The 24,891-nt window shown below is 52.4% G+C and carries 16 protein-coding genes and 1 riboswitch; of the genes, 7 read left to right on the forward strand and 9 right to left on the reverse strand.

All coding sequences use genetic code 11. The annotated features are described in order from the left end of the window. Window positions 1-423: 423 nt before the first annotated feature. From ACTS9Y_RS05690 to ACTS9Y_RS05700, 3 genes are all read right to left on the reverse strand, one after another. Window positions 424-3,516, reverse strand: a complete 3,093-nt coding sequence (locus ACTS9Y_RS05690) for an efflux RND transporter permease subunit (protein WP_442585005.1) — start codon at window positions 3,514-3,516, stop codon at window positions 424-426. 67 nt (window positions 3,517-3,583) lie between these two features. Beyond that, window positions 3,584-4,729: an efflux RND transporter periplasmic adaptor subunit gene (locus ACTS9Y_RS05695; RefSeq protein ID WP_442585006.1), complete on the reverse strand. Its 1,146-nt coding sequence runs from the start codon at window positions 4,727-4,729 to the stop codon at window positions 3,584-3,586. A gap of 23 nt (window positions 4,730-4,752) precedes the next feature. Further along, entirely contained in the window at window positions 4,753-6,048 is a 1,296-nt protein-coding gene (locus ACTS9Y_RS05700) for a TolC family protein (RefSeq protein ID WP_442585007.1), read from the reverse strand. A gap of 183 nt (window positions 6,049-6,231) precedes the next feature. Between ACTS9Y_RS05700 and nudB the strand changes: the two genes are divergently transcribed. The 3 genes from nudB (at window position 6,232) to ACTS9Y_RS05715 (ending at window position 8,334) form a co-directional block, all read left to right on the forward strand. Then, complete coding sequence (gene nudB / locus ACTS9Y_RS05705; RefSeq protein WP_442586906.1) at window positions 6,232-6,684, forward strand: dihydroneopterin triphosphate diphosphatase; 453 nt, start codon at window positions 6,232-6,234, stop codon at window positions 6,682-6,684. A 124-nt stretch (window positions 6,685-6,808) separates the two neighbouring features. Further along, window positions 6,809-7,906 (forward strand): quinolinate synthase NadA, encoded by a 1,098-nt coding sequence (gene nadA, locus ACTS9Y_RS05710; protein ID WP_442585008.1) that lies wholly within the window; start codon window positions 6,809-6,811, stop codon window positions 7,904-7,906. Next, on the forward strand, window positions 7,906-8,334 hold the full coding sequence (locus ACTS9Y_RS05715; RefSeq protein WP_442585009.1) for an HIT family protein: 429 nt from the start codon (window positions 7,906-7,908) through the stop codon (window positions 8,332-8,334). The genes nadA and ACTS9Y_RS05715 overlap by 1 nt, the downstream gene beginning before the upstream one ends. 1,231 nt (window positions 8,335-9,565) lie before the next feature. On the opposite strand, the gene ACTS9Y_RS05720 is transcribed toward ACTS9Y_RS05715, so the two are convergent. Genes ACTS9Y_RS05720 through ACTS9Y_RS05735 form a run of 4 tightly spaced genes read right to left on the reverse strand, consistent with a single transcriptional unit; the run spans window position 9,566 to window position 15,939 of the window. After that, on the reverse strand, window positions 9,566-12,637 hold the full coding sequence (locus ACTS9Y_RS05720; protein WP_442585010.1) for an efflux RND transporter permease subunit: 3,072 nt from the start codon (window positions 12,635-12,637) through the stop codon (window positions 9,566-9,568). 5 nt (window positions 12,638-12,642) lie between these two features. Beyond that, window positions 12,643-13,806 (reverse strand): efflux RND transporter periplasmic adaptor subunit, encoded by a 1,164-nt coding sequence (locus ACTS9Y_RS05725; RefSeq protein WP_442585011.1) that lies wholly within the window; start codon window positions 13,804-13,806, stop codon window positions 12,643-12,645. 2 nt (window positions 13,807-13,808) lie between these two features. Continuing rightward, window positions 13,809-15,263 carry an efflux transporter outer membrane subunit gene (locus ACTS9Y_RS05730; RefSeq protein ID WP_442585012.1) on the reverse strand — a complete coding sequence of 485 codons (1,455 nt, stop codon included), beginning with the start codon at window positions 15,261-15,263 and terminating at the stop codon, window positions 13,809-13,811. Further along, window positions 15,250-15,939, reverse strand: coding sequence for a TetR/AcrR family transcriptional regulator (locus ACTS9Y_RS05735; RefSeq protein WP_442585013.1), 690 nt, complete (start codon window positions 15,937-15,939; stop codon window positions 15,250-15,252). The genes ACTS9Y_RS05730 and ACTS9Y_RS05735 overlap by 14 nt, the downstream gene beginning before the upstream one ends. Window positions 15,940-16,119: 180 nt before the next feature. On the opposite strand from ACTS9Y_RS05735, the gene ACTS9Y_RS05740 reads away from it, so the two are divergent. Then, window positions 16,120-16,659 (forward strand): YaeQ family protein, encoded by a 540-nt coding sequence (locus tag ACTS9Y_RS05740; protein ID WP_442585014.1) that lies wholly within the window; start codon window positions 16,120-16,122, stop codon window positions 16,657-16,659. A 45-nt stretch (window positions 16,660-16,704) separates the two neighbouring features. Here the strand turns inward: ACTS9Y_RS05740 and ACTS9Y_RS05745 are convergent, their stop codons facing one another. Both ACTS9Y_RS05745 and thiC read right to left on the reverse strand, forming a co-directional pair. Further along, the gene (locus tag ACTS9Y_RS05745) at window positions 16,705-17,220 is read right to left on the reverse strand and encodes a hypothetical protein (RefSeq protein ID WP_442585015.1); all 516 of its coding nucleotides are present in this window, start codon (window positions 17,218-17,220) and stop codon (window positions 16,705-16,707) included. Between the two features lie 170 nt (window positions 17,221-17,390). After that, window positions 17,391-19,271, reverse strand: a complete 1,881-nt coding sequence (thiC, locus tag ACTS9Y_RS05750; protein ID WP_442585016.1) for a phosphomethylpyrimidine synthase ThiC — start codon at window positions 19,269-19,271, stop codon at window positions 17,391-17,393. A 28-nt stretch (window positions 19,272-19,299) separates the two neighbouring features. Further along, a riboswitch (TPP riboswitch) is annotated at window positions 19,300-19,412 on the reverse strand. A gap of 145 nt (window positions 19,413-19,557) precedes the next feature. Here thiC and ACTS9Y_RS05755 point away from each other — a divergent pair. The 3 genes from ACTS9Y_RS05755 (at window position 19,558) to ACTS9Y_RS05765 (ending at window position 24,873) form a co-directional block, all read left to right on the forward strand. Next, a complete protein-coding gene (locus tag ACTS9Y_RS05755) occupies window positions 19,558-19,965 on the forward strand; it encodes a hypothetical protein (RefSeq protein ID WP_442585017.1) in 408 nt (135 codons plus the stop codon). A gap of 211 nt (window positions 19,966-20,176) precedes the next feature. Beyond that, window positions 20,177-23,881, forward strand: coding sequence for a PAS domain S-box protein (locus ACTS9Y_RS05760; protein WP_442585018.1), 3,705 nt, complete (start codon window positions 20,177-20,179; stop codon window positions 23,879-23,881). Next, the gene (locus ACTS9Y_RS05765; RefSeq protein ID WP_442585019.1) at window positions 23,878-24,873 is read left to right on the forward strand and encodes an HD domain-containing phosphohydrolase; all 996 of its coding nucleotides are present in this window, start codon (window positions 23,878-23,880) and stop codon (window positions 24,871-24,873) included. Before ACTS9Y_RS05760 ends, ACTS9Y_RS05765 begins: the two co-directional genes overlap by 4 nt. Window positions 24,874-24,891 lie beyond the last annotated feature (18 nt).

The following is a 24,891-nucleotide window of genomic DNA, read 5'->3' on the forward strand; positions in this document are numbered from 1 at the left end:
TCCCGCCATCTAATCATCAGGCAAAAAAAACCCAAGCACTAGGCCTGGGCTCAAGCAATATCCTCGGGAAAGGATAATAGGGGAAAAAATGGCTCATTGTTGTTATGCAACGTTTCAACGACACTAAGATTCTGGAGATCACTGGATTCTGGAGATCACTGGGTTCTGGAGATCACTGGGTTCTGGAGATCACTGGGTTCTGGAGATCACTGGGTTCTGGAGATCGCTGCGACACCTATCTGTGTAAACACATGTGTACGCAATTAAATATCATAATAAATTAAATAGCATTAAATATGCCAAACTTGAATCTTCAACAAGTTATTGATTATTAAAATAAAATTTTCAAAAAAATAAACCAGCCCCTAAGAGCTGGTTATTTTAAACCACCAGTTTGGCTTCAAAAAACCAACTTAGCTGCGGCTAACCTCTCTGGCGACGTTCATCCGTGAACATTGGGAACAATAATGGCAGCAATAACAGGGTGAAAAGCGTAGCCGTGATGAGGCCGCCCACGATCACAACGGCGAATGGCCTTTGCGTTTCGGAACCGATACCATGAGACAAGGCGGCAGGCATCAAGCCTATGCCCGCCATCAGGGCCGTCATCAGGATAGGCCGCAAGCGGGCCACCGCGCCTTCAATCACCGCCTCACTTCCCCGCTTGCCTTCCCGCATCAGATGTTTGATCTGCTCCACCATGATCACCCCGTTTTGAACGGAAATACCGGCCAGCGCGATAAAGCCCACGGCGGCAGAAACCGATAAGTGCAAGCCTGCGACAGCCAGGCCAGCCAGCCCACCCACCAGCGCGAATGGAATCATCAGCAACACCAGCAAGGCGTTTTTCACTGACTTGAATGCCCAGAACAACAGCACAAAGATCAGCAGCACAGACAGCGGCACGATCACCATCAGGCGCTTCATCGCTCGCTGCTGATTTTCAAATTGCCCGCCCCAGGTCATGGTATAGCCTGGCGGCAACTTGACCCGTTCTTTCACCCGTTGCATGGCTTCCTGCACAAAGCTGCCCTGGTCCCGGTCGGTAATATTGGCTTTGATAGAGACGATGCGCGAACCTGCTTCGCGGCTGACACGTGACGCGCCCTGTTTGATAGTCACCTCAGCCACTTCACTGAGCGGAATACTGCCGGCGCCATTTGGCAGTGCGATCGGCAACTCATCAATGTCATCCACCGAATCGCGATAAGACCTTTCCAGACGCAAAGTGACATCAAAATGCCGGTCGCCATCGTAAAAGGTATTGGCAGCATTGCCAGCCAGTGCCGTTTGCACGGTATTGTTTACGTCGTCTACCAATAAACCATAGCGAGCCAGCTGGCTGCGGTTTAAAGTGATATCCAGTTCTGAATTGCCTGAGATCCTCACCGCGGCCACGTCTGTCGCGCCACGTACACTATTGATGGCATCTACCACTTCTGCGGCTTTTTGTTCCAGAATAGCCAGGTCACGGCCAAAAATCTTGACCGCAATCTCGCCTTTTACACCAGACAAGGCTTCTTCAACACTGTCCTGGATCACCTGTGAGAAATTGGTCGGGATACCAGGAATTTCGTGGATACGGCGTGAAATATCTTTGATCAGGCTTTCTTTATCGGCGAAATGCCATTCGCTATGCGGTTTAAGGTCGGCCAAAATCTCCATATGGTAAGGCCCTTTAGGGTCGGTGCCGTCATCCGGGCGGCCAACGTGCGCCACGACCAGCCTGACTTCCTGGTAACTGTTGAGGATTTTCCGGATATGCCGCTCGACTTCCTTGGTTTTCTCCAGGCTGGCGGAAGGTGGCAAATCAACCGTCAGCCAGATATTACCTTCATCGAGCTTGGGTAAAAACTCCGACCCCAGCATAGGCGCGCACAGCATCGCCAGCACCAGCACACCGACTGACGCCAGCACTACCAGCTTTCTGAGCTTGGTGCTTTTGAGCAATACTTTACGGTAGGCATCCTGGATATTCTGCATCCAGGTGCTATGTTTCTCTGCCATATCCTCACGCTTCATGGTGTAGGAGAGCAAGGCCGGCACCAAGGTCAAGGTCAGCAAAATCGCACCCAGCAGGGCAAAACTCAGGGTAAACGCCATGGGGGAGAAAATCTTGCCTTCTACACGCTGAAAGGTAAAGATAGGCAGGAAAGCGGTGATGATGATGGCTTTGGAAAACAAGATCGGGTGGCCCATATCAATCGCGGTATTTTTCAGCGTTTGCATGCGCCAAGCCAGGCCTGCATGTGCCGGATTATTGTCGGTTTCCGCCACCGCCAGCCGCACCATCAGCGCCTCCACCAGCACTACGGCACTGTCGATGATGATGCCAAAGTCGACCGCGCCCAGCGAAATGAGGTTGGCAGACACGCCGCGCAAATCCATGACAATAAACGCAAACAACAGCGACAAGGGGATCACCGAAGCGACGATCAAGGCCGCGCGCCAGTTGCGCAGGAAGATAATCAGGATGGCCACCACCAGCAAGGCGCCGACGATCAGGTTTTCCGAAACCGTGTGTACGGTGTGATCTACCAGTCCGGTACGGTCATAGAACGGGACGACTTTCACGCCGGGTGGCAGGGTCTGGTTGACCTGCACCACTTTCTCGCGCAATGCTTCAATCACTTTGGCCGCATTCTGGCCTTTGGTCATCAGGATGATGCCTTCAATAATGTCATCCTGCTGGTTGAATGATACGATGCCAGAGCGCGGGCGGTCGCCTATCTTCACTTCACCCAGATCACCGACCAGGATAGGCTTGCCATCACGGGTATCGACCACGGATTGCGCGATGTCATCCACATCGCGATATAAACCGATGCCGCGCACCACCAGCGATTCGTCCCCCCTGTGCATCAGGCCGCCACCGGCGTTGCTGCTGTTATGGCTGACCGCCTGGTTGACCTGGTCTATGCTGACCGCGAATTTTTTGAGCAGATGCGGGTCCAGCTTGATTTGATACTCTTTGACCGCACCGCCAAAACTGGTGATATCCGCCACGCCTGGCACCATGCGTAACTGGGGGATGATCTTCCAGTCCTGGATGGCGCGCACTTCGCGCTGCGGCATATCTGCTGGGGCTTCTACCAGGTAGCGGTAAATCTCCCCTACCGCGGTGGTTAACGGCGCCAGCGTGGGTTGCAAATCATTGGGCAAACTCACGCCCTGCAAACGCTCCAGCACTTGCTGCCTGGCGAAATAATCTGCCGTGTTCTCGGCAAAAGTCAGCGTCACCACTGACAAGCCGGTAATCGACACGGAACGGATCTGCGTTAAGCCTGGTACGCCGCTCATACCATGCTCGATCGGCAACGAAACCACGCGCTCGACCTCTTCAGGCGCCATGCCGGGTGATTGCGTCACAATCACGACGTGTACATCTTCCACATCAGGGAAAGATTCGATCGGCAGGTTTTGCACCGCAAACCAGCCAAATATCATCAGCACCACAGCACCTATCAGCAGGAACACGCGCTGTTGTAGAGAAAAAGTGATCAACCCTTTTAACATGTTTGGCTTTCGATAACCCGGCGCATGGCAAACCGGTGAATGATGGACTGCTGGCTGAGCGGCAACGTTATTTATTCACGGATAAATCAGAATTCAGCAAGATCGCGCCGCCAGTGACTACCCGCTCACCGGCCTTCAGCCCCTGCTTCACCGTTGCGTATTCCCTGCGCTGCACATCCAGCGTCACTACGCGCTTCCTGAAATGCAGCGGCTGTTCCTCGACAAACACGTAGCTATACAAACCTTCCGTGATCAGGGCGCTGTTAGGCAAACGTATGACTTTATGCTGGCTGTTATCCAGCGGTGTGATACGCGCGTACATCTCCGGCTTGAGCTTGCCTTTACTCTCGATTGCGCAGCGCACCGGGATGCGCCTGGTGGTTGTATCGACCATCACACCTATGGTTTTCACCTCGCCACTGAATACTTCATCCGGATAGGCATCCACCTGCACACTGACTTTTTGCCCCTGGGTGATGCGGCTTAGATCCCGTTCCGGCAGATCGATATTGGCCCACAGATTGGTAGGGTCGGTCACAATAAACAAGGGGTCAGTGGCATCTGGCCTGATTTCACTGCCCGGGTTAATCTTGCGGTCGACCACCGTGCCGCTGATGGGCGAGCGTAAGGCGTAATTATCATTGGCCGAGGTTGAAACACCCAGGTTTTTGAGGCGCGCGGAAGCACGATCAGATTCGGCACGTGCCAGTGAAAAGTCAGCTTGCGATGTCTCTACTTCTTTTTTGGCCAGCACGCCGCCTTCCATCAACATGCGGTTACGTTCGAGCACTTGCTGCTTACGCTGCAGATCGACTTGTGCTTTGCGGGCATCGGCCACTGCGCCACCCACATCCGGTGAATCCATCACCAGCAAGGCCTGCCCGGCTTTGACCTGATCGCCGACTTGCGCCTTGATCGCCATCGCCCGCCCAGCCACCGGTGAAAAAACGCGTGCGGTGCGGTTCTCATCCAGAATGATCTTGCCATTGAGTGGCTCGGTCACCGGCACCGGGATCTCCGTCACCGCCTCTACCTTCAGGCTCGCGACCTGCGGCGAACCGGCGGTGAGCACAATCTCGTTTGCCATCCGCGGTGTGGCTGCATTTTTTTCAGCTGCATGTAGCGTAGGGCTAGAGCCCGCTAACCCGGCCAGCAGTATCATCCCGCCAGCCAGTTGCCTGTGATAAGCATTCAAAATGAAGGATATGCGCATTTGAGTGAGGGTCGTTTTCATGATCATGGGGTGTTAAACACTTGATGAGTGGCCGCCAGCCAGGCAAACAGCGATTTGGCATAATCTGCTTTGACACTGGCGGATTCAAGCTGTAGCGCACGTAGAATACGCCTGGCGTCCAGCAGATCCATGACGCTCATGGCGCCATGCTGGTAAGCAAATTCGGCGGCATCAGAGGCTTTTTGTGCCTCGGTCAGGATATGCTGGTCGAAGCGACGGTTTTTGTCTATGGCCGCTTCTAAATCGGCTTTGGCAGTGCGCATTTCAGCCAGCGCAGCTGCCCTCACCTGTTCTTTGGCGTCAGTCGCGGCGTTATAATCCACTTCGGCACGCGCGGCTTCGCCTTCATAGTTGTAATTAGTAAATAAAGGAATGCTGACCATGGCACCTACAGTATCAGGCCCGGAGCCAGGCTCTTGTCCGGGGAAATGCTGGTAAGCCAGCGACCAGGTCAGATCCCTGGTTTTCAGGGATTCTGCCAGCTTCCTGGCTTCTTGTGCCTGTTGCATGCGCACCTCGGCAGCCCTGATATCAGAGCGATCTGTCAGCCAGGCATCCCCTGCCTGCACTCCGGATTCCCCGCCCGGCGCTGGCCATGGATCGGCTACATAAAGTGTCGCAGCATCCTGGTCTTTACCGATCAAATAAGCCAGTTGTGCCTGCGCTTTTTGCAGGGTCGCTTCTGCTTGCCGTAAATCATTCTTGCCACGCAAGGCATCTACCCGAATCCGCGCCACATCGGCAGAAGCGACATCGCCTGCCTTCAGGCGAAATTCGGCTGCTTGCAGGGTTTTATCATATAGCCCGACATTCAGTTGCTGGATTTGCACCGTCTCTTGCGCCAGCTTAAGGTCATAATAAGCGGTTGCCATGACCAGTGCCTGCCGACGATACGTCTCTTTTAAATCGAATTCGGAAGCTTTGACCGCACTTTCAGCGACAGAAGTACGCAACTCGCGTTTATTGCCACGCTCGTATAACTGGCTGACCTGGAGTGTAGAGTTGTAGGTTTTATCCCATAATCCGTTGCTGCCATTTTGATTGTTATTGCCCTGACCACGGTTGAGATTCAGGCTGGAAACACCTACGGATAAGACCGGGTTAGGGCGTTGCCCGGCGATTACGGTATCGGCCTCAGCAGATTGTACAGAGCGCTTGGCAGCGAGCAATTCGCGGCTATAGCCGGCAAACAATTGCTCAGCCTGTGGCAGGGTCAAATGATCAAGCGGGATAGTTTGCAGATCGGGCACTGCTGCATTCTCTGCATAGAGTGGTGGCATCCAGACCGCTAACAACACACAGCAAACAACCCTTGATTGACGCCACAGCATTGAAGATTCCCTTTATGTGCTAGCCGTTATTTTGCAATCATAATACCGTGTATCGCTTACGACAATCTTTCAAAAAAACGATGTTTGTCGTGGCAATTGTGCCGACAATCACCATAGACAGTAGCGGCCCATTTCATGGACAATACCCGGATGACACAGCCTTACAAAACGCCGGTTTCTGCCCTTGTCCTGATTCACACGCCTGACTTGCAGGTGCTACTGCTGGAGCGGGCAGACAAAGCAGGCTACTGGCAATCGGTGACCGGCAGTATAGAAGGCACCGAAACACCCGCCGAAGCGGCCATTCGCGAAGTGCATGAAGAAACCGGGCTTAATCCGCTAACCTATGATTTCGAGGATTGGCACACCAGCAATGTTTACGAGATCTACCCGCACTGGCGCCATAGGTATGCGCCCGGCGTGATTGAAAATACCGAGCACGTCTTCGGGCTATGCTTGCCCACCACATTACCCGTGACACTGGCGCCCGATGAACACACTCGCTATGAATGGGTAGACTGGCGCGAAGCCGCAAAAAAAGTATTTAGCTGGACCAACGTAGAAGCCTTGAAAAAGCTGGGGGAGCGCCACCATCTAGTGTGATGAGGCACGGTATTTGTAAATACCTTGTTGGCCTTTGCAACACCTTATATGATTGGGATAAATCCTGATCGGCTGTAAAATACTATTTTTATGAAAGCCGGGCTTGGCCCGACATCTGAAAAGCATGCAAACTGCCACTATTCAATTTGAGAAATTCCAAACCGCGCAAGACGACGATTGTCAGGCGCGTATTCTGGCTGCACGAAAAAAACTGGGTAAACGCCTGGTGATTCTAGGCCACCACTACCAGCATGAAAGTGTATACCGCCATGCTGATTTCTCAGGTGATTCACTCAAGCTCTCAAAATACTGCGAGAGTCTGGACGCCGAATACATCGTTTTCCTGGGTGTACACTTTATGGCAGAGGTAGCAGATATCCTGAGTCGCCCGGAGCAAATTGTCGTACTGCCCGACCTGGCTGCCGGTTGCTCGATGGCAGATATGGCCAACCTGGCAAAAGTTGAACGCAGCTATCGCGAGTTAAGCAAAGTGCTCAACTTTGATGAAACCATCACCCCGGTCACCTACATCAACTCGGCTGCCGATTTGAAAGCGTTCTGCGGTGAGCATGGCGGCATCGTCTGTACCAGTACCAACGCGCCAAAAATCCTGGAATGGGGTTTTAGCCAACGCGAAAAAATCCTGTTCTTCCCCGACCAGCACCTGGGTCGCTGGAGTGGTTACAAAATGGGCATCCCGCTGGAACAAATGCCGGTGTGGGACCCTGACCTGCCTATGGGTGGACTGACCGAGCAACAGATCAAAGACGCGAAAATCCTGTTATGGAAAGGTCACTGCTCTGTACACCAGATGTTCCGCAAACAGAATATCGAACAATTCCGCGCTCAACACCCGGATGGCAAAGTGATCTCCCACCCGGAAACCGCGTTTGAAGTGTGTATCAACTCTGACTATGTCGGCTCTACGGAATACATCCTGCGCACCGTCAGCGAAGCAGAACCCGGCACCAAATGGCTGGTGGGCACAGAGCTGAACCTGGTCACCCGCCTGGCTGAAGAAATGAAACCACAGAACAAACTGGTGCAATTTATGAGCCACGTGGTTTGCGAATGCTCGACCATGGCCCGCATAGACCCGCAACACCTGGCCTGGTGTCTGGAAAACCTGGCAGAAGGCAATATCGTCAACCAGATCAAAGTGCCTGAACATGAGGCCAAACTGGCGAAACTCACCCTGGACAGAATGCTGGCGGTCTCTTAATGTCAAGCTGTGCGCTGTGTGAGCTTTCATCGCAAGATATCCTGTGGCAGGATGATTTTTGCCGCATAGTGCTGCTGAATGATGCCGATTATCCTGCCTATTGCCGCGTTGAATTACTGGCACATATCAAGGAAATGACAGACCTGCCTCCCGCTGAGCGTTCACGGACCATGAAGGTGGTCTTTGCAGTGGAAGCAGCGATGCGGGAAACCATACAACCTGATAAAATTAACCTGGCCAGTCTGGGCAATAAGACACCGCATATGCATTGGCATGTGATTCCCCGTTTTGAAGGTGACAAACACTTTCCGAATAGCCACTGGGGAGAGCCAACAAGGGATTCCGAGGTGCCGCCGCTGACCAAGGCGGTGAGGGATCAATTGCAGAGAGTGGTGGCTGAGCGGGTGGAATGTGCGCTTGAAGGTTAAGCGTCATACGTCATAGGTAGCCTGACATTCCGGCGATGGCTGGAATGCCGGCGAGGTGAATACTAAGCCTGGCTAAAAAAAACCGAGTGCTGCACTTGCTTGAAGTCCTCGTCAATCTTTCTTGAGTACTCACCATTCTTTTTCGCCTCTAGGCGAATTACTTTTCTTTGCTTACGCAAAGAAAACGTAACCAAAAGAAATGCACCCTAGCTTCCGCTTGTATCCTGCGTTGTTCGTCAACGTGGGCGTCCAACGAAACTCGCCCTGACAAGCCACACACACCATGGCTTGTTGCGGAACTCAAACAGCCGCTGGCCGAAGACTCCCACGCTGACTGCGCTACTCGGCGCGTCAGATAGGGGCCCGTGAAAAGCACTACGCTGTTACTTCAGTGAGAACTCTCACATTGAATCCCGCTCAACCATTGAAATAAAACAACAAAGCAATAAAACAAAACAAGAAAGCCCCACAAACCAATTATTTTGTGGGGCTTTCTTGTTTTAGAAATTAAAGAGGTCTCTTAGCGCCCTGAATGCTATACATCAAAAAAAAACGTTTCATCGTGGTGGGTCTAAACGGGCCCCTATCTGACGCGCCGAGTAGCGCAGTCAAAATAAGGAGGAAGGGAGCGACTGCCTGAGTTCCGCGGTGGCTTGCGTCTTTTGCAAGCCGCTAGGGCGAGTTTCGCGACCGCTTATTTTGGCGAGCAACACAGGAAATAAGCGGAAGCTAGGGTGCCCTTTCTTTTGGTGACTTATTCTTTGGGCAAGCAAAGAAAAGTCACTCGCCTACAGGCGAAAAGGAATGGTGCAACGAAGCAGCGAAATCCAATGCTTAACCACCCAAAGAAATACCTACTAAAACTATCAACAAAGGTGACTCTTGCACTTTGTTGCAACCAAGCTAAGCATGAAACTGGCCTGGATTCTGGCCTACGCCAGAATGACGAACGATGGCGTATCCGTATTGCAGGGCGGTTCACTGTCGCATAAGCCAACCGTTACACAGGCTCAGAGCATGCTCTTAGAACCCCTGTTACACACTGCGCCAGAACAGAATCACGACCGAAGGCAAGAAGCATCTATTTTAGAGCAAAGGAAGTCGCTACTCAGGTGTACAACAGTAGCGTGAAACCTTACTTCTAAGGCCTCTGTTATTACAACACACAGAAACTTTGCACTTGCACCAAGCCGCTAAATACATCGCCTCCACATCCAACCAAATACCGTAACTAGGTATGCCTCCTGGCCAATCTCCCCACCCCGCGCAACCACCCCAACAAATCATCCACATAGGTATACAACACCGGGATCACCAGCAGACTCAGCACTGTTGATGTAATCAACCCGCCAATGACCGTAATCGCCATGGGTGCTCTAAAGCTGGGGTCGGCACTCCAGCCTAGCGCTATCGGCATCATGCCTGCCGCCATCGCGATGGTGGTCATCACAATTGGCCGTGCCCGCTTATGGCAACCATCAATGATGGCGTCAAAACGGCTGATTTTGGATTGTTTGCGCGCCATGATGGTGTATTCCACCAACAAAATAGAGTTTTTGGTCACCACGCCCATCAGCATCAACAGGCCGATCACGCTAGGCATGGAGAAGCTGTTATGCGTCACCAAGAGTGCAAAAAATGCGCCGCCTAACGATAACGGCAAGGCACCCAGAATGGTGACCGGTTGCAGGAAGTCGCCAAACAGCAACACCAGCACCACATAAATGCACATGATGCCGATCACCATGGCGCCGCCAAAACTGCTGAACAATTCGTTCATGCGTTTGGCATCGCCGGCTTCTAGCTGTTTCACGCTAGGAGGCAGATTCTGCATGGCGGAGAGCTGCTGCACTTCGCGCATGACTTCGCCGATCTGGCGTTTATTCAACTCGATATCAAAGGTGACGTTGCGCATGCGGTCCATACGATCAATCTGCTGTGGCCCGCTGCCCATGCGTACCGTGGCGACAGTTTCCAGGCTCACGCTGCCGTTGCGAGCTGGCACGCGTAACTGTGCGATTTCCTGCAGGCTACTGCGTACACTAGGTCCCAGACGCACGCGAATCGGCACCTGACGTTGCGGCAAGTTGAGTTTAGGCATGCTGTTGGAGAAATCGCCGGAAGTCGCCACGCGGATCACCTGCGCAATTGCTTCTACGGTGACGCCGAGTTCAGCCGCTTTATCTACGTCAGGGATAATCTGCACTTCTGGCCGTTGCAAACTGGCACTGGAGGTAATATTGCCCAGGCCATTGATGCCTCTTAATTGCTGCCCCACTTGCTGGCTGGCACTGAGCAAGGCCACCGGGTCATCACTGGCCAGTGTCACTTGCAAGCGCTCGCCCGATTCGCCTGAACCGACCGAGATCCGTGCGCCCGGCAGGCTTTTCAGTCGTTCACGCAAATCAGCTTCGATCTCCGATTGTTTCTGTTTGCGCTCACTACGCTCGGTGAGGGAGATGATCAGGCTGCCTTTACGTACATCGGTGGTACTTTCAGCCGCATGTGGGCCGCCACCGCCGGTACTGGCCGCACCGGCCGCGCTAAATACGGCTTTTACTTCGGGGTGCTGCTTAACGATATGCTCGGCCTGCTCCACCAGATGGCGGGTTTGTGCCAGAGGCGTGCCGGGTTGCAGTTCGATATTCACTTTGGTCTGGCTACTGTCAGAAGAAGGCACAAAACCTTTGGGCAGCAATGGCATCAGGCTTAAAGACCCGACAATAAACAACACAAAACCGAGCACCACGGTTTTACGATGGCCCAAACACCAGGTCACCCAACGCAGATAAGTGCGCATGGTGGCTGAGGTTTGCTCTTCTTTAACCGGATGCGGTTTGAGCAGGTAAGCTGACATCATGGGCGTCAGCAAGCGCGCCACGATCAGTGAGCAGGTAATGGCAATCGCAGCAGTGATGCCAAATTGCTTGAAAAACTTGCCGGGGATGCCGCTCATAAACGCGGTCGGCAGAAAGATAGCCACCAGCGTAAATGTCGTGGCGATCACGGCGAAGCCGATCTCGTCAGCGGCCTCCATGGCCGCTTGGTAAGGCGTTTTGCCCATGCGCAAATGGCGCACAATATTCTCGATCTCCACAATCGCGTCATCCACCAGGATACCTACCACCAGCGCCAGCGCCAGCAAGGTCAGCAGGTTGAGTGAAAAACCGAAATACTGCATAAAGGCAAAAGTGGGGATCATGGACAGCGGCAACGCCACCGAGGCGATGATGGTCGCACGCCAGTCGCGCAGAAACCACCACACAACTAACACCGCCAGTAACGCGCCTTCGTACAATAACTGCATGGAACCGTTGTAGTTATCTTCTACCGGCTTGACCATATTGAAGGCTTCGACGATCTTGACCTGCGGATGCAGCTGCTCGAATTTGGCCAGTGCCTCACGCACGTGTTTGGCTACGGTGACTTCACTGGTGCCTTTGCTGCGGGTGATTTCAAAACGGATCACTTCTTTGCCGTCATAACTCGCATAGGTGCTGCGCTCGGCATAAGTGTCCAGCACTTTGGCCACTTGTGACAACTTGATATGCCGTCCATCACCGAGAGGGATATCCAGATTACGTACTTCATCGGCACTATGTAATGCGCCCAAGGTGCGTACTGACTGGATATTGTCACCAATATCACCGCGCCCGCCCGAAGCATCCTGCTGTACACGCTTGAGTTGTGCCGACACATCGCTGACATTCACGTCCAGCCCTGACATCAGCGTCGGGTCCAGATTCACCTGCACTTCGCGGTCTACGCCACCGGTGCGCGTGATCTTGCCGACGCCGGTCACCGACAGCATGGCTTTGCTGATTTCGTTATCGACAAACCAGGACAACTCGCCCTCGTCCATATTATCTGCCGAGACGACATAGGTGAGGATGGCGCTGCCGGTGGTGGTTAATTTGGAGACAGTAGGCGTGGTGACCGCTGCGGGCAGTTCTGAACGGGCGCTATCTACCGCGTTGCGCACCAGGTTGAGCGCTTCTTCGCTGTTGGTATCTATGGTGAATTGCACGCTGATGCTGACGCCACCATCAGTAATGACGCTGGACATATGCTCAATGCCACCTATGGTGGCGATTTTATCCTCCAGCTTGCGGGCAACCTCGGTTTCCAGCTGCGGCGGCGCGGCGCCTTCAAGCGTTGCGCTGACCATAATCACCGGCAGCTCGATATCGGGGAAGTTTTGTTTGCCTAACTGGTTCAGCGACCTGACACCCAGAAACGTCAGCACCACAAACAGCAGGATCGCCGGAACCGGATTACGGATAGACCAGGCCGAAAAATTCATAATGCTTAAGCTCCGGTTTTGCCAGTAGTGACGATTTTCACGGTATCCCCATCATTGAGGAAGGCACCACCGCTCAGCACCAGTCGGGTTTCGGCTTCTATGCCACTCAACACTTCGATCTGCTGTTCCAGCGTACGGCCGGTCTGTACTTTGCGCTGGATAATTTTACTCATACCCTCGGCGTTGCCCTCACCTAGTACAAACACATAGGCAAAGCCATCCCGGTAAGTCACGGCACTGAGCGGGATCGCCAGGCCACGCTGCTGGCCGATATCGATCTTGCCTTGTACATACATGCCAGGTTTGGCGGTATCTTTAGGGATATCGACGTACACCAGCGCATTACGGGTATTGCTATCCACCACCGGCGAAATCAGGCGCACTTTACCGGCCACAGATTTACCTCCCGGCAAATTCAGGCTCACAGTTTGCCCGGTATGCAAGGCAGCTTGCTGGTCATAGTTAACCTCGCCGCGCCATTCGATACGGCCCTGGCGGATCAGTTTGAACAACTCGGTGCCAGATGACACCACATTACCGAGATTAGCTGACCGTTCAGACACCACACCATCATCCGGCGCGACGACTTTAGTCTGACGAATGCGGATCTTCTGGTTTTCCAGTTCCGCTTCGGAAAGCGCAAGATTGGCCCTCGCCGTTTGCAGCGCAATCACATACTCATTGATCTTCTGCGCGGATAAAGCCCCGCTATCCTTGATCTCATTGGCACGGTCGGCATTGCTTTTAGCTTCGGCCAGGCCTGCTTTGTCTTTTTCCACCGTTGCCAGCTGCTTTTGCAAGTCTGCTTTGACTGTTTCATCTGCCAATAAAACCAAAGGCTGGCCTTTGCTCACCTGCGCACCGACTTCGACCAATACCTGCTGGATACGCAAGCCGGAGATTTCAGCGCTAACCAGCGCCTCTTGCCATGGATAAATGCTGCCATTTAGTACTAATGTCATCGGCCATTGCACACTCGCCGGACTGGTGGCCTCCACACTCAAGGTGGCTTTACTAGATTCAGCGGCACCATTGGCAGTTGGCCGATTACCGCGTTTTTCTGCCAGCTCTGCTTTATGCAGCGGGTGTTGAATAAACCATAAACTCACACCGACCAGCACAGCGGCAATGATCAGGAATTTTGCTTTTTTTGAGAGTCCTCTCGCCATGTTTATTTACCCTTTTCTGTCGTTTTATTACTTTGCGCGGCCTGCTTGTTTTGATTTGCTTGCTGCTGCGATTCATACCAGTCGCCACCAAAAGCCTTATAGAGTGCGATCCACTGTAAAACCCGATTCTTTTGCTGAGTGACTACATTCAGCTCGGCATTGATCTTCTGACGGCGTGCATCTTCCAGCGACAGCAAATCGATACCGCCAGATTTCCAGTTCAGCTCAGCCGCCTGGAAATAGCGTGCATATTGCTGAGCACTCGCCTGTTCAGACTGCGCACGCCGGTTGGCACTGTCCAGGTTGACCAGCGCCTGCTCTACTTCTTTCAAAGCCTTGCGCACGTCTTGCTTATAAGTCGCCATCAGGCTGTCAAAATTGGCGCGCGATTCAGCCAGATCTGCACGCAAGGTGCCCCCATCAAAGATAGGCAATTTTATTGACGGCCCATAAGACCATGAATCGGTACGCGTGACTGCGCCACCAAAACTGGTGCGGCGATAACCGATAGAGCCACTCAGTGTCAGGCTGGGATAAAGCTGGGCTTTGGCTACGCCCACATTGGCGCTGGCTTCAGCCAGGTTGCGCTCGTCAATCGCCAGGTCTGGCCTGCGGGTGAGCAGGTTTGCAGGTAGCGCATTCACTTCAAACATGGCCGGTTGCGGTACGCCTTTGCGCTTGGCTAGCAATGTGCGTAATTCCGGTTCTGGCAGGTTGGTGAGCTCGACGATCGCTTTTACCAAACCATCGCATTCAGCCTGCTGCCCATCAAGGGTAGATTTGCTGGCGTGGGTGGCTGCCTCTGCCAGCGCCAGGTCAGACGGGGCAGTGAACCCGGCCTTGGCTGAAATGCCTGTCAAACGCGCGGTTTCCTTGCGTGAGTTGAATGCGCCTTGCAAGGCATCCACCGAAGCCTGGCAAGCACGGTAATTCACATAGTTATTGGCGACTTCTGCCGCCACTGTCAGGCGCGCATCATGCCAGGCGATCTTCTTTGCTTCCAGCTGGGCTTTGGCTGCCTGTTTAGTGGCCTTGATCTTGCCGAACAAATCGACTTCCCAGCTCGCATCCAGTGAGATCGAGTCGATTTCAATGGTCGTGGCAGGAAACGCACCGCCACCGCCACCGCCTTTACTGCGGTTCATACTGCCGGTGCTGGTTAAATCAGGGATGCCCTGCGCCCGTGCCGAAAGCACATTCGCGCGTGCGGTGCGAATATTGGCCAGGGCGATTTCCAGTGAAGGACTTTCTTTTTGCGCCTGCGCCAATAACTGGTCCAGCACCGGGTCTTTGAATTGCGCCCACCAGTTGATCAATGAACCCAGGTTGCCATTGTGCGGTAACGGCGCCTGCCATTGCTCAACTGCAATCGGCGTGGGGCGGATATATTCATCTATCACCGAACACCCTGCCAGCGGCAGCATGAGCAGCCAGTGCCAATGTTTATTTAACTGCATTGGCTGGCTCCATTCCCTGTAATCCGTGCAAAAACAAATTCACCACAAAGGCGAGGTGCGCTTCTGCATCCCAGTCAGGCTCCAGCACACCGAATAACGCTTTCAGACGCGGCGCGGCGATCAGCAACTCGCAATAAGACTCCGCCGCACGTTTGAAATCCTGCGCAGGCAATAGGTTTTTTGCGGCATAAAAACTGAAGATATCCGCCAGCATCTGGTGGATACGTTCCGGCCCTACCGCTTTCATGGCGCGCGATAATTCCGGCAGATGCGAGGCTTCGGCTACGCCTATCTTAAAGAAAGACAACATCCGTGGCTCCAGCACACGCTTGAGCATAAAGCGGCCTATCTCGGTGAGTACCTGGTGTAGCGTCTGGTTGGATAAATGATCGACTTGCACCATGGCAGAGACATCTTTTTCGACCATGTGTTTGATTGCGGCAATCAGCAAGGCATATTTATTTTCAAAGCGCTCATAAATGGTCCGCGTGGACACGCCGCACGCCGCTGCAATGCGGCCTATGCTGGTTTGCGCGACGCCTTCCAGCATGAAGATTTCCAGCGCCTGTTCCAGCAATAGCGCATGTCTATCCTGCTCAGTGCCGGCTTTGGGGCGTCCGGCTTTAACTTTATGGGGTGAGATTTCCATGGTGGGTGTAGAAGTCAGCGTCTGCATAAAATAAAAATAAAACGTTTCTTTTTCATTTTATGTCAATAGAAAAAAGACGCAAGTCATTTCTTGTATCGGCTCCGATACGCATCTCCCGGCTTGCATGTGCCAATCGACTTGTTTTACCAGTCCAGGGCGCATGTTTGCTATACTCGCCACACTTTCATACACAAGAGATATTCACGCATGGCGCTGAAATCCACCATTTATAAAATCGACCTCAATATTGCGGATATGGACAGGCATTATTACCAGCAGCACAACCTGACGCTGGCCAAACATCCTTCCGAAACTGACGAGCGTTTAATGGTCCGTTTGCTGGCATTTGTACTTTACGCCGATGAAAACATGATGTTCGGCAATGGCCTCAGCGATGACGATGAGCCCGACCTCTGGCAAAAGGATTTAACCGGCGCCATCCAGCGCTGGATATGCGTTGGCCTGCCGGAAGAACGCGATATCCGCAAAGCCTGTGGCAGGTCCAAGCATGTGGTGCAGGTGCTGTATGGCGGCCGGACGGCCGACATGTGGTGGGCGCAAAACAGCAAAGCCATGCTCAAACTGGATAATGTCACCATTATCAACCTGCCAGACACAGAACAGCTAGCCGCCGCAGCGGCGCGTGGCTTGTCCATCAGCTTCACCATACAGGATCAGCAGATACTGGTGAGTCACGAAGGGGGCAGTTTTGAGATTGAAGCCATACGGCTCAAAGAGGTTGAGTGATCTGAACATGCATCACAAAAAAGCCAGCACCTGCTGGCTTTTTGTTTAAGGGAACAAAATATGCTCGGCAGGCCAGACACCGCTATAAGTCGCCTCCGGGTGTTTGGTCACCAGGCCTAAGCGAATCTCATTAAGCCTGCGCAATGGCACTGAGACTATCATCAGGATATTGCCCTGCTCGATCGCGTTTTTGTAAGATTTGATACGAAAACTCGGCGCTGCAGTCGCCACGGCCGCTGCCCATGCCGCACACGCAATCGCACCTAGCACCATGCAATAGGGGATCACCGTCAGCGACACTTCACCGAACCACCAGGGCACCATATAGGCCAAAATGCCGCCTAACAGCCCGAATATGGCACCAAACAGAAAGCCGCCCATGGCACCGTAAACCACATCAGACTTTTCCATGGCGTCTGCCTTTGGCAGATTGCCTAATGACTGTTGCTGATCGGCATGAAAATGGATGTGATTCTCTTCGATTCTTTGCAGCAGTAATTCGTCCATCAACGTATGCGCACTTTTAACATCAGGTAAAACAAAATAGAGTCTGCGTCTCATAGCGTTCTCCTTATCAAGTACCTTTTACATCCAGTCATGGTTAGAAGTAATATATTGATTTAAATTCAATTCTTTACATTCTGCATAGTGTTGCGCGTAATCCATCATAAAAAAAGCCAGCATCCCTGCTGGCTTTTAATCACATCGCTTATTCAAACATAGAAGTTTCACTACACCTTCTGATAAACCTCACTGCCTTTTTTGACGAATTCAATCGCTTTTTCCTGCATGCCTTTATGTAGCGCTTCTTTCTCGTCTACGCCCATTTTTTCAGCATAATCGCGCACATCCTGCGTGATCTTCATTGAACAGAAGTGCGGACCACACATAGAGCAGAAATGCGCCTGTTTCGCGCCTTCCTGTGGCAGGGTTTCATCGTGGAATTCCTTGGCTTTTTCCGGGTCCAGGCCGAGGTTGAACTGGTCTTCCCAGCGGAATTCAAATCTGGCTTTGGATAAAGCATTGTCACGGATCTGCGCGCCAGGATGGCCTTTGGCCAGGTCAGCCGCATGCGCTGCGATCTTGTAAGTGATGATACCGACGCGCACGTCTTCCTTGTCCGGCAAACCCAGGTGCTCTTTCGGCGTCACGTAGCACAGCATGGCACAACCATACCAGCCGATCATCGCAGCGCCGATACCGGAAGTGATATGGTCATAACCAGGGGCGATATCAGTGGTCAACGGGCCAAGGGTGTAGAAAGGCGCTTCACCACAGTGCTCCAGTTGCAGATCCATATTCTCTTTGATCAGGTGCATGGGCACATGGCCAGGGCCTTCGATCATGCACTGTACATCGTGCTTCCAGGCAATCTGCGTCAGTTCGCCCAGTGTTTTCAGTTCAGCAAATTGCGCGGCATCGTTCGCATCGTAGATAGAGCCCGGACGCAGGCCATCACCAAGTGAGAAGCTTACATCGTATTGCTTCATGATCTGGCAGATGTCTTCAAAATGCTCATAAAGGAAAGATTCTTTATGATGCGCCAGACACCATTTCGCCATGATGGAACCACCGCGTGACACGATGCCGGTCATACGTTTGGCCGTCATCGGGATATACGCCAGGCGCACGCCTGCATGTATCGTAAAATAATCGACACCTTGCTCGGCCTGCTCAATCAGGGTGTCACGGAAGATTTCCCAGGTCAGGTCTTCGGCCTTGCCGTTGACCTTTTCCAGTGCCTGGTAGATAGGCACGGTACCGATAGGCACCGGTGAGTTGCGGATGATCCACTCGCGTGTTTCGTGGATATTCTTACCGGTAGACAGATCCATCACGGTATCGCCACCCCAGCGCGTACCCCACACCATTTTTTCCACTTCTTCGGAAATAGACGAACCCAGTGCCGAGTTACCGATATTGGCGTTGATCTTGACCAGGAAATTACGGCCTATGATCATAGGCTCGATTTCAGGGTGGTTGATGTTGGCAGGAATGATCGCCCGGCCACGCGCCACTTCATCACGCACAAATTCAGGCGTGATCACAGCAGGGATGCTGGCGCCGTAGTTTTGGCCAGGATGCTGGGTTTGCAGCAATTCGCTCATGTTTTCACGGCGCTGGTTCTCACGGATGGCGATAAACTCCATCTCTGGCGTGACGATTCCCTGGCGTGCATAGTGCATCTGGCTGACGTTATGGCCGGCCTTGGCACGCAAAGGGTTGCGGTGCAGGTTAAAACGCATGTCGGATAATGCCGGGTCAACCAGGCGCTGATGACCGAATTCTGAGGTCGGGCCATCGAGCTGCTCTACATCGCCACGCTCCATGATCCATTGTGCGCGCAATGCTGGCAAACCATTACGGATATCGATATCGATTGTTGGGTCGGTATAAGGGCCGGAAGTGTCGTACACCACTACTGGCGGGTTGATATCACCACCAAAGCTGGATGGCGTATCACTCAGGGAGATTTCACGAAACGGCACCTGGATATCAGGGCGGGAGCCTTGAACGTAGATTTTGCGCGATTTGGCAAATGGTTTGGTGGTAGCTTCGTCAACTTTGGCATCGGCGTTGACGAACTTGATATTTTTATCAATAGCGTTCATTAGGCATCCTTAAAATAGATAGACGTAAGGATGCGCACCTTTGCATTCCCTACGGCGGTATCAACCGCGTCAGGTTCGAAGGGTAACTCTCACTGTAAAATCTTCACTGAGTGAAGGGTTTACAGACCCCTAGCAAGGGACGGATTGTGCGGGAAAACCACAGTTAACGCAAGTTACTCTGCATTTGGCCTGCCGCATATTGACAGATAGACAGATCTGTCTACAATCACATGACCCACATAATAAAAATACGGGTTACCTTTAAATCAGAGCTCAGGAGAAAAACATGGAAGTCTTATTGATTGGCGCAGTTGCCTGTACTACCGCTTTAATTTTATCCGCATGGTTGATGACATTTGCCCGCTGGTTTCCCATCCCGGGGATAGATGGCGGCTTTCTGATCGATTACAAAACCATGATCCGTGCCCACGTTGATTACGCCCTGATGGCGTTGTTTCAACTGGGGTTTTTTGCCGCATCCAAAGCAGCAGGCATAGAGCTGCACCACTTTGCCTGCATCTGTGTCGCGATCGGTGGCTTTACCAACCCGACCATTTTCACCATTGCTGCATTTGATCCGGATTTCTGGAGCAAAATGAAGTGGAAGGTATTTTCTGCCATCAGCTTTGTGCTGACCACTATTGGTTTTATGACGATCTGCTATCAGTTGATATGCCACGTGCTGTGCCATTGACCCGTTAAGCGAACACGCAAGCCCTTAATAGAAACCCTGCAACCGCAGGGTTTTTTGCTTTTCCGTCCTGGTTGAATATCGGGCCAGCCTACGATCTAAATCCGGAAATAGCCTTTTAAAACAGCATTGTTCTCAATATAATTTATCGTATACGCAAGCTAGAATATCGTTAGCAAGAATGATTAACCTTTTACTTCTAAGGCTTTAGCGCATGGATTGGTACAGTATTTTCTTTTTTAGGGAAGGGTCGCCCACCGCCCTGCTCTATGGTACGTATAACCCATGGCTAGTCATCCTCTCAGCACTGGTTGCCATCGGCACCTCGGTGCTGGCGCTACAGCTAACGCGCCTTTCGCAAAAGCAGACCTCGCTGGTTTCGCAAAAATTTTCCATTATCGCCAGCTCCATTTCACTCGGGGCAGGCATTTGGGCCATGCATTTCATCGGCATGCTGGCCTACGAGATCTGTACCAAAGTCACTTACAACCCAGAAGTCACCATGATCTCGATGATGCCGGGCATTCTGGCGTCTTACTATGCGCTCAACCTGATGACGGAGAACCAGCTTGATTATGGCAAACTGATCAAGGGTGGCCTCTCTGTAGGCACCGGCATAGGCGCCATGCATTACACCGGCATGCTGGCCATGAAAATGGAACCGGTACTCAAATTCGACTTGGTATGGGTTTTGATTTCGGTAGTGGTGGTGGTCTGTTTGGCAACACTGGCATTATGGACAGGCATTTTCCTTAACCAGAAAGGCAAGCTGCCGGCTAAACTGAGTATCGCATTGGGCGGTATCCTGATGGGTAGTGCCATCACCGCCATGCATTACACCGGCATGGCATCGGCGCGCTTTCTCGGGCAGGCGCAACCCGGCTTCAACCCGGAAGATAACCAATCCATCTCACTGGCACTCGGCATCACGCTGGTGACCATACTGATAGGCATCATCGCTGCCGCGATCAATGTGCTGATCAGTTACCGGCAGGCGCTCGTTAATATCAAAGTCAGCGAAACCCGTTTATCGACGATTCTCAATACCGCCGTCGACGGCATAGTCACCATCAATGCCAGCGGCCAGATCATCTCCTGCAACGAAGCCGTAGAACGCATATTTGGCTGGCGCAAAAAAGAGATGGAAGGCAAAAATATTTCAATGTTGATGCCGGAACCGGACCGCTCCAATCATTTGTACTACCTTAAAAACTACCAGGCTGGCGGACAGGCACAAATCCTTGGCGAAGGCCGCGATCTCGAAGCCATTAAAAAAGATGGCACGCAGTTCCCCATCCGCCTGGCAATCGGTGAGGTCAAACTGCCGGGCGAAAAACTATTTGTCGGCTTTATTACCGACCTCTCACAGCGCAAAGCAATCGAAAAAGCCATCCGTGAAAAAGACCAGCAGATTCGCTCCATGATGAACAATATTCCCGGCGTGACTTTTCGCTGCAACCTGGACGACAGTTGGAGCATGCGCCTGATCAGTGATGCCGTGCTGGAAATGACCGGCTGGACAGTAGAAGACTTCCTGAGCGGCAATATTCATTTCTCGCAGCTGATCTACCCCGACGACGCACAGCGCATACAACCTATCGTCGAAGCCGCCGTCGCCCACCGCACCAACTATGCGATCGAGTACAGGATCACCGACCGCAAAGGCAATGAAAAGTGGATTTCAGAATTTGCTTCTGCCATTTACAGCAACGATGGCACAGCCGAAGCGCTGGACGGCGTCATGCTGGATGTCACTGAATCCAAACAGAAAAATGCCGAGTTTGAGGGTATTGCGAATGCTATTAATAACTCGACCAGCATGGCTGAATTCACCATTGACGGGTTTGTATTGACCGCTAACCAGAGCTTTCTGGACTTGCTCGGCTATGAACTGCCAGACATCCTGGGCCGACATCATTCCCTCCTTTGCCCACCAGAATTTATTACCACTGACCGTTACAGACAAAAGTGGCTCTCTCTCAAAAACGGTGAGTTTGTGCATGGCGAATTTTTGCGTCATGGCAAACATGGCAAAAAAATCTGGATCCATGCGTCTTACAGCCCGATTCGCGATATGGATGGCAAAGTCATTAAAGTACTGATGTTTATGATAGACATTAGTGAACGCAAGCAGATGGAACAAGAGATGCTGCTGGCCAAAGATAAAGCCGAACAGGCGGCCAGTGCCAAAAGTACCTTCCTGGCCAATATGAGCCATGAGATCCGCACACCGATGAACTCGATTATCGGCTTTAGCGAATTGCTGCTGGACACCGCCATGCAACAGGAGCAACGCAATTATTTATCCACCATCAGCCAGTCGGCCAAATCATTACTGCATCTGCTGAATGACATTCTGGATAGTGCCAAGCTGGAAAAAGGCATGCTGGAGCTGGAAATCCTGGATTTCTCCATGCGTGAACTGGTCGACAGCGTGATTTCTTCGCTGTGGCTGCAAGCGCGTAAAAAGCATCTGGAATTAAAGCTGACCTTGGCGCCGGAAGCCGCCGGCTATTTCAAAGGCGCTGAGCACCGTATCCGCCAGGTGTTGACCAACCTTTTGGGTAACGCGGTTAAATTCACCGAAACCGGCCATGTAGAACTCAGGGTATACCCGCTCGAAGGTGACGAAGTACAGTTTGACATCATTGATAGTGGTATAGGCATAGACGCAGACCGTTTGGAAAGCATCTTCGACCCATTCACCCAGGCAGATGCCACCATGAGCCGCCGTTTTGGCGGCACCGGCTTGGGCACCACCATCAGCAAACAACTGGTTGAACTCATGGGTGGCCGCATCAGGGCTAGCAGCCAGATCGGTCAGGGCAGCTGTTTCAGTGTCGTGCTGCCCTTACCCGAAGGCATGCGTATTGAACCTGCGGTAGATGTCAGTCTAAGTGTGTTGCCCTCTCTGAATATCTTGGCAGCAGATGACATTGAACAGAACCGTAAACTCCTCGGTATCATGCTGGAAAAGCAAGGCCACAGAGTCAGCTTTGCCTCAAACGGCCAGGAAGTCATTGACGCCGTGCAGACCCGCTCCTTTGATATTATTTTAATGGATGTACAAATGCCGGTCGTCGATGGTTTGACTGCCAGCTTGCGCATCCGTGAAATGGAACGCGAAGCGGGCTGGGATAGAACACCGATCATTGCCTTGACCGCCAGTGTGCTGGAGCAGGATAGACTGGCTGCCAAACAGGCGGATATGGATGGATTTAGCTCCAAGCCGATTGAATTACCACTATTACTGGCAGAAATGCAGCGTGTATTGACGGGTAATGTCGCATCACAGCCAGCAGTTACGGACGCACAAACGCTGGCGCAAAAAGAATTCGACCTGAATAAAGGCGTGATGTTATGGGGCGACCAGCAAACTTACCTGATTGAAGTCGGCCAGTACCTGGAAGAATCACCGCGACATATAGAAGCATTGCAAACGGCCATCCAGGCGAAAGATCATGCCGCATTCAGGATGATCGCGCACGCCAATAAAGGCGTGAGTGCCAATCTGGCATTGCCTAAAGTACAGTCCATTTATGATGCGCTGGAGCAAATGACTGAAGAGCACTGGCAAGAATGTCCTGCCCTGGTCGAGCGTTTACACATCACCATTCAAGCCTTGCAGCACACCATCCGTGCATTGCTTGAGAGTGAGCCAGTATCGGCTCAACACGCTGTCATCACTGCCAATATCGATACGGAACAATTGCGGGCATGGTTGCAAGAGTTGCGCGCGCTTGCGGCAATGGCCGAGCTGGATGATGCGTTGGCGAACAAGCTGATACAGCATGCGCCCGTTGAGTGGCGCCAGACATTACATACCGTCTCGCAATGCCTGAATGATTTTGATTTTGAACAGGCGGTGATTCATATCGATACATTACTGGAGACCCAGGCGCACGGGACGACTTCATGACCGATTACACCATCCAGCAACCCAAGATCCTGATTGTCGACGACGAGCCGCTCAATCTGAAAGTGCTCAAGCAAGTGTTGCAGGACGACTATCGCCTGAGTTTTGCCAAGAGCGGCATGGATGCATTGGAGCTGGTCAAAAAAGAAAGACCGGGGCTGATTCTGCTCGATGTCATGATGCCGGGCATGACCGGTTTTGAAGTCTGTAAACAGCTGAAAAGCGACCCTGACACACATACGATCCCGGTGATCTTTGTCACCGCACTGGCAGAAGAAGCGGATGAGTCACAAGGCTTTAGTGCGGGTGGTGTTGATTACATCAATAAACCGATTTCGCCGGCACTGGTGCGGGCTCGCGTGAAAACCCACCTGTCATTAGTGCACATAGATGAATTAAAACGCACCCACCTGGAACTGATACAACGCCTGGGACGCGCAGCCGAATTTAAAGACAATGAAACCGGCATGCATGTCATCCGCATGAGCCACGTCTCGGGCAGGATAGCCCTGGAGATGGGCTTGGATGCAGGCTTTGCCGAGCAGCTGGTGCATGCCGCCCCCATGCACGATATCGGCAAGATCGGCATCCCCGACCATGTATTGCTCAAACCTGGCAAACTGGATGACGAAGAACTGGCCATCATGCGCACCCATCCGCAACTGGGTGCCGATATCCTGGATAAATCTACTTCTCCGCTGATCAAACTGGCGCATACCGTCGCCCTGTATCATCATGAAAAATGGGATGGCAGCGGCTATCCGTTTGGCATGAAAGGCGAAGAGATTCCGCTAGAAGCTCGCATTGTGGCGGTTGCCGATGTGTTTGATGCGTTATTGAGCAAACGGCCTTACAAAGAGGCATGGTCAGTGGAAAATGCCGTGGAAGAAATCAAATCACAGGTCAACCAGCACTTTGATCCGCAGGTAGTAGAAGCCATGATCAACTGCCTGCCCGATTTGATCGCCATTAATGCAAAATGGCGCGAAGAATAATCTTCACGCCATTGTTTG

Origin of the sequence: Methylophilus sp. (assembly GCF_052173275.1) — a bacterium.
GTDB lineage: Bacteria > Pseudomonadota > Gammaproteobacteria > Burkholderiales > Methylophilaceae > Methylophilus.

Coding starts and splice junctions, on each gene's coding strand:
- ACTS9Y_RS05690 (WP_442585005.1), bottom strand. CDS start 3,516: ATGTTAAAAGGGTTGATCACTTTTTCTCTACAACAGCGCGTGTTCCTG.
- ACTS9Y_RS05695 (WP_442585006.1), bottom strand. CDS start 4,729: ATGCGCATATCCTTCATTTTGAATGCTTATCACAGGCAACTGGCTGGC.
- nudB (WP_442586906.1), top strand. CDS start 6,232: ATGACACAGCCTTACAAAACGCCGGTTTCTGCCCTTGTCCTGATTCAC.
- nadA (WP_442585008.1), top strand. CDS start 6,809: ATGCAAACTGCCACTATTCAATTTGAGAAATTCCAAACCGCGCAAGAC.
- ACTS9Y_RS05715 (WP_442585009.1), top strand. CDS start 7,906: ATGTCAAGCTGTGCGCTGTGTGAGCTTTCATCGCAAGATATCCTGTGG.
- ACTS9Y_RS05720 (WP_442585010.1), bottom strand. CDS start 12,637: ATGAATTTTTCGGCCTGGTCTATCCGTAATCCGGTTCCGGCGATCCTG.
- ACTS9Y_RS05725 (WP_442585011.1), bottom strand. CDS start 13,806: ATGGCGAGAGGACTCTCAAAAAAAGCAAAATTCCTGATCATTGCCGCT.
- ACTS9Y_RS05730 (WP_442585012.1), bottom strand. CDS start 15,263: ATGCAGTTAAATAAACATTGGCACTGGCTGCTCATGCTGCCGCTGGCA.
- ACTS9Y_RS05735 (WP_442585013.1), bottom strand. CDS start 15,939: ATGCAGACGCTGACTTCTACACCCACCATGGAAATCTCACCCCATAAA.
- ACTS9Y_RS05740 (WP_442585014.1), top strand. CDS start 16,120: ATGGCGCTGAAATCCACCATTTATAAAATCGACCTCAATATTGCGGAT.
- ACTS9Y_RS05745 (WP_442585015.1), bottom strand. CDS start 17,220: ATGAGACGCAGACTCTATTTTGTTTTACCTGATGTTAAAAGTGCGCAT.
- thiC (WP_442585016.1), bottom strand. CDS start 19,271: ATGAACGCTATTGATAAAAATATCAAGTTCGTCAACGCCGATGCCAAA.
- ACTS9Y_RS05755 (WP_442585017.1), top strand. CDS start 19,558: ATGGAAGTCTTATTGATTGGCGCAGTTGCCTGTACTACCGCTTTAATT.
- ACTS9Y_RS05760 (WP_442585018.1), top strand. CDS start 20,177: ATGGATTGGTACAGTATTTTCTTTTTTAGGGAAGGGTCGCCCACCGCC.
- ACTS9Y_RS05765 (WP_442585019.1), top strand. CDS start 23,878: ATGACCGATTACACCATCCAGCAACCCAAGATCCTGATTGTCGACGAC.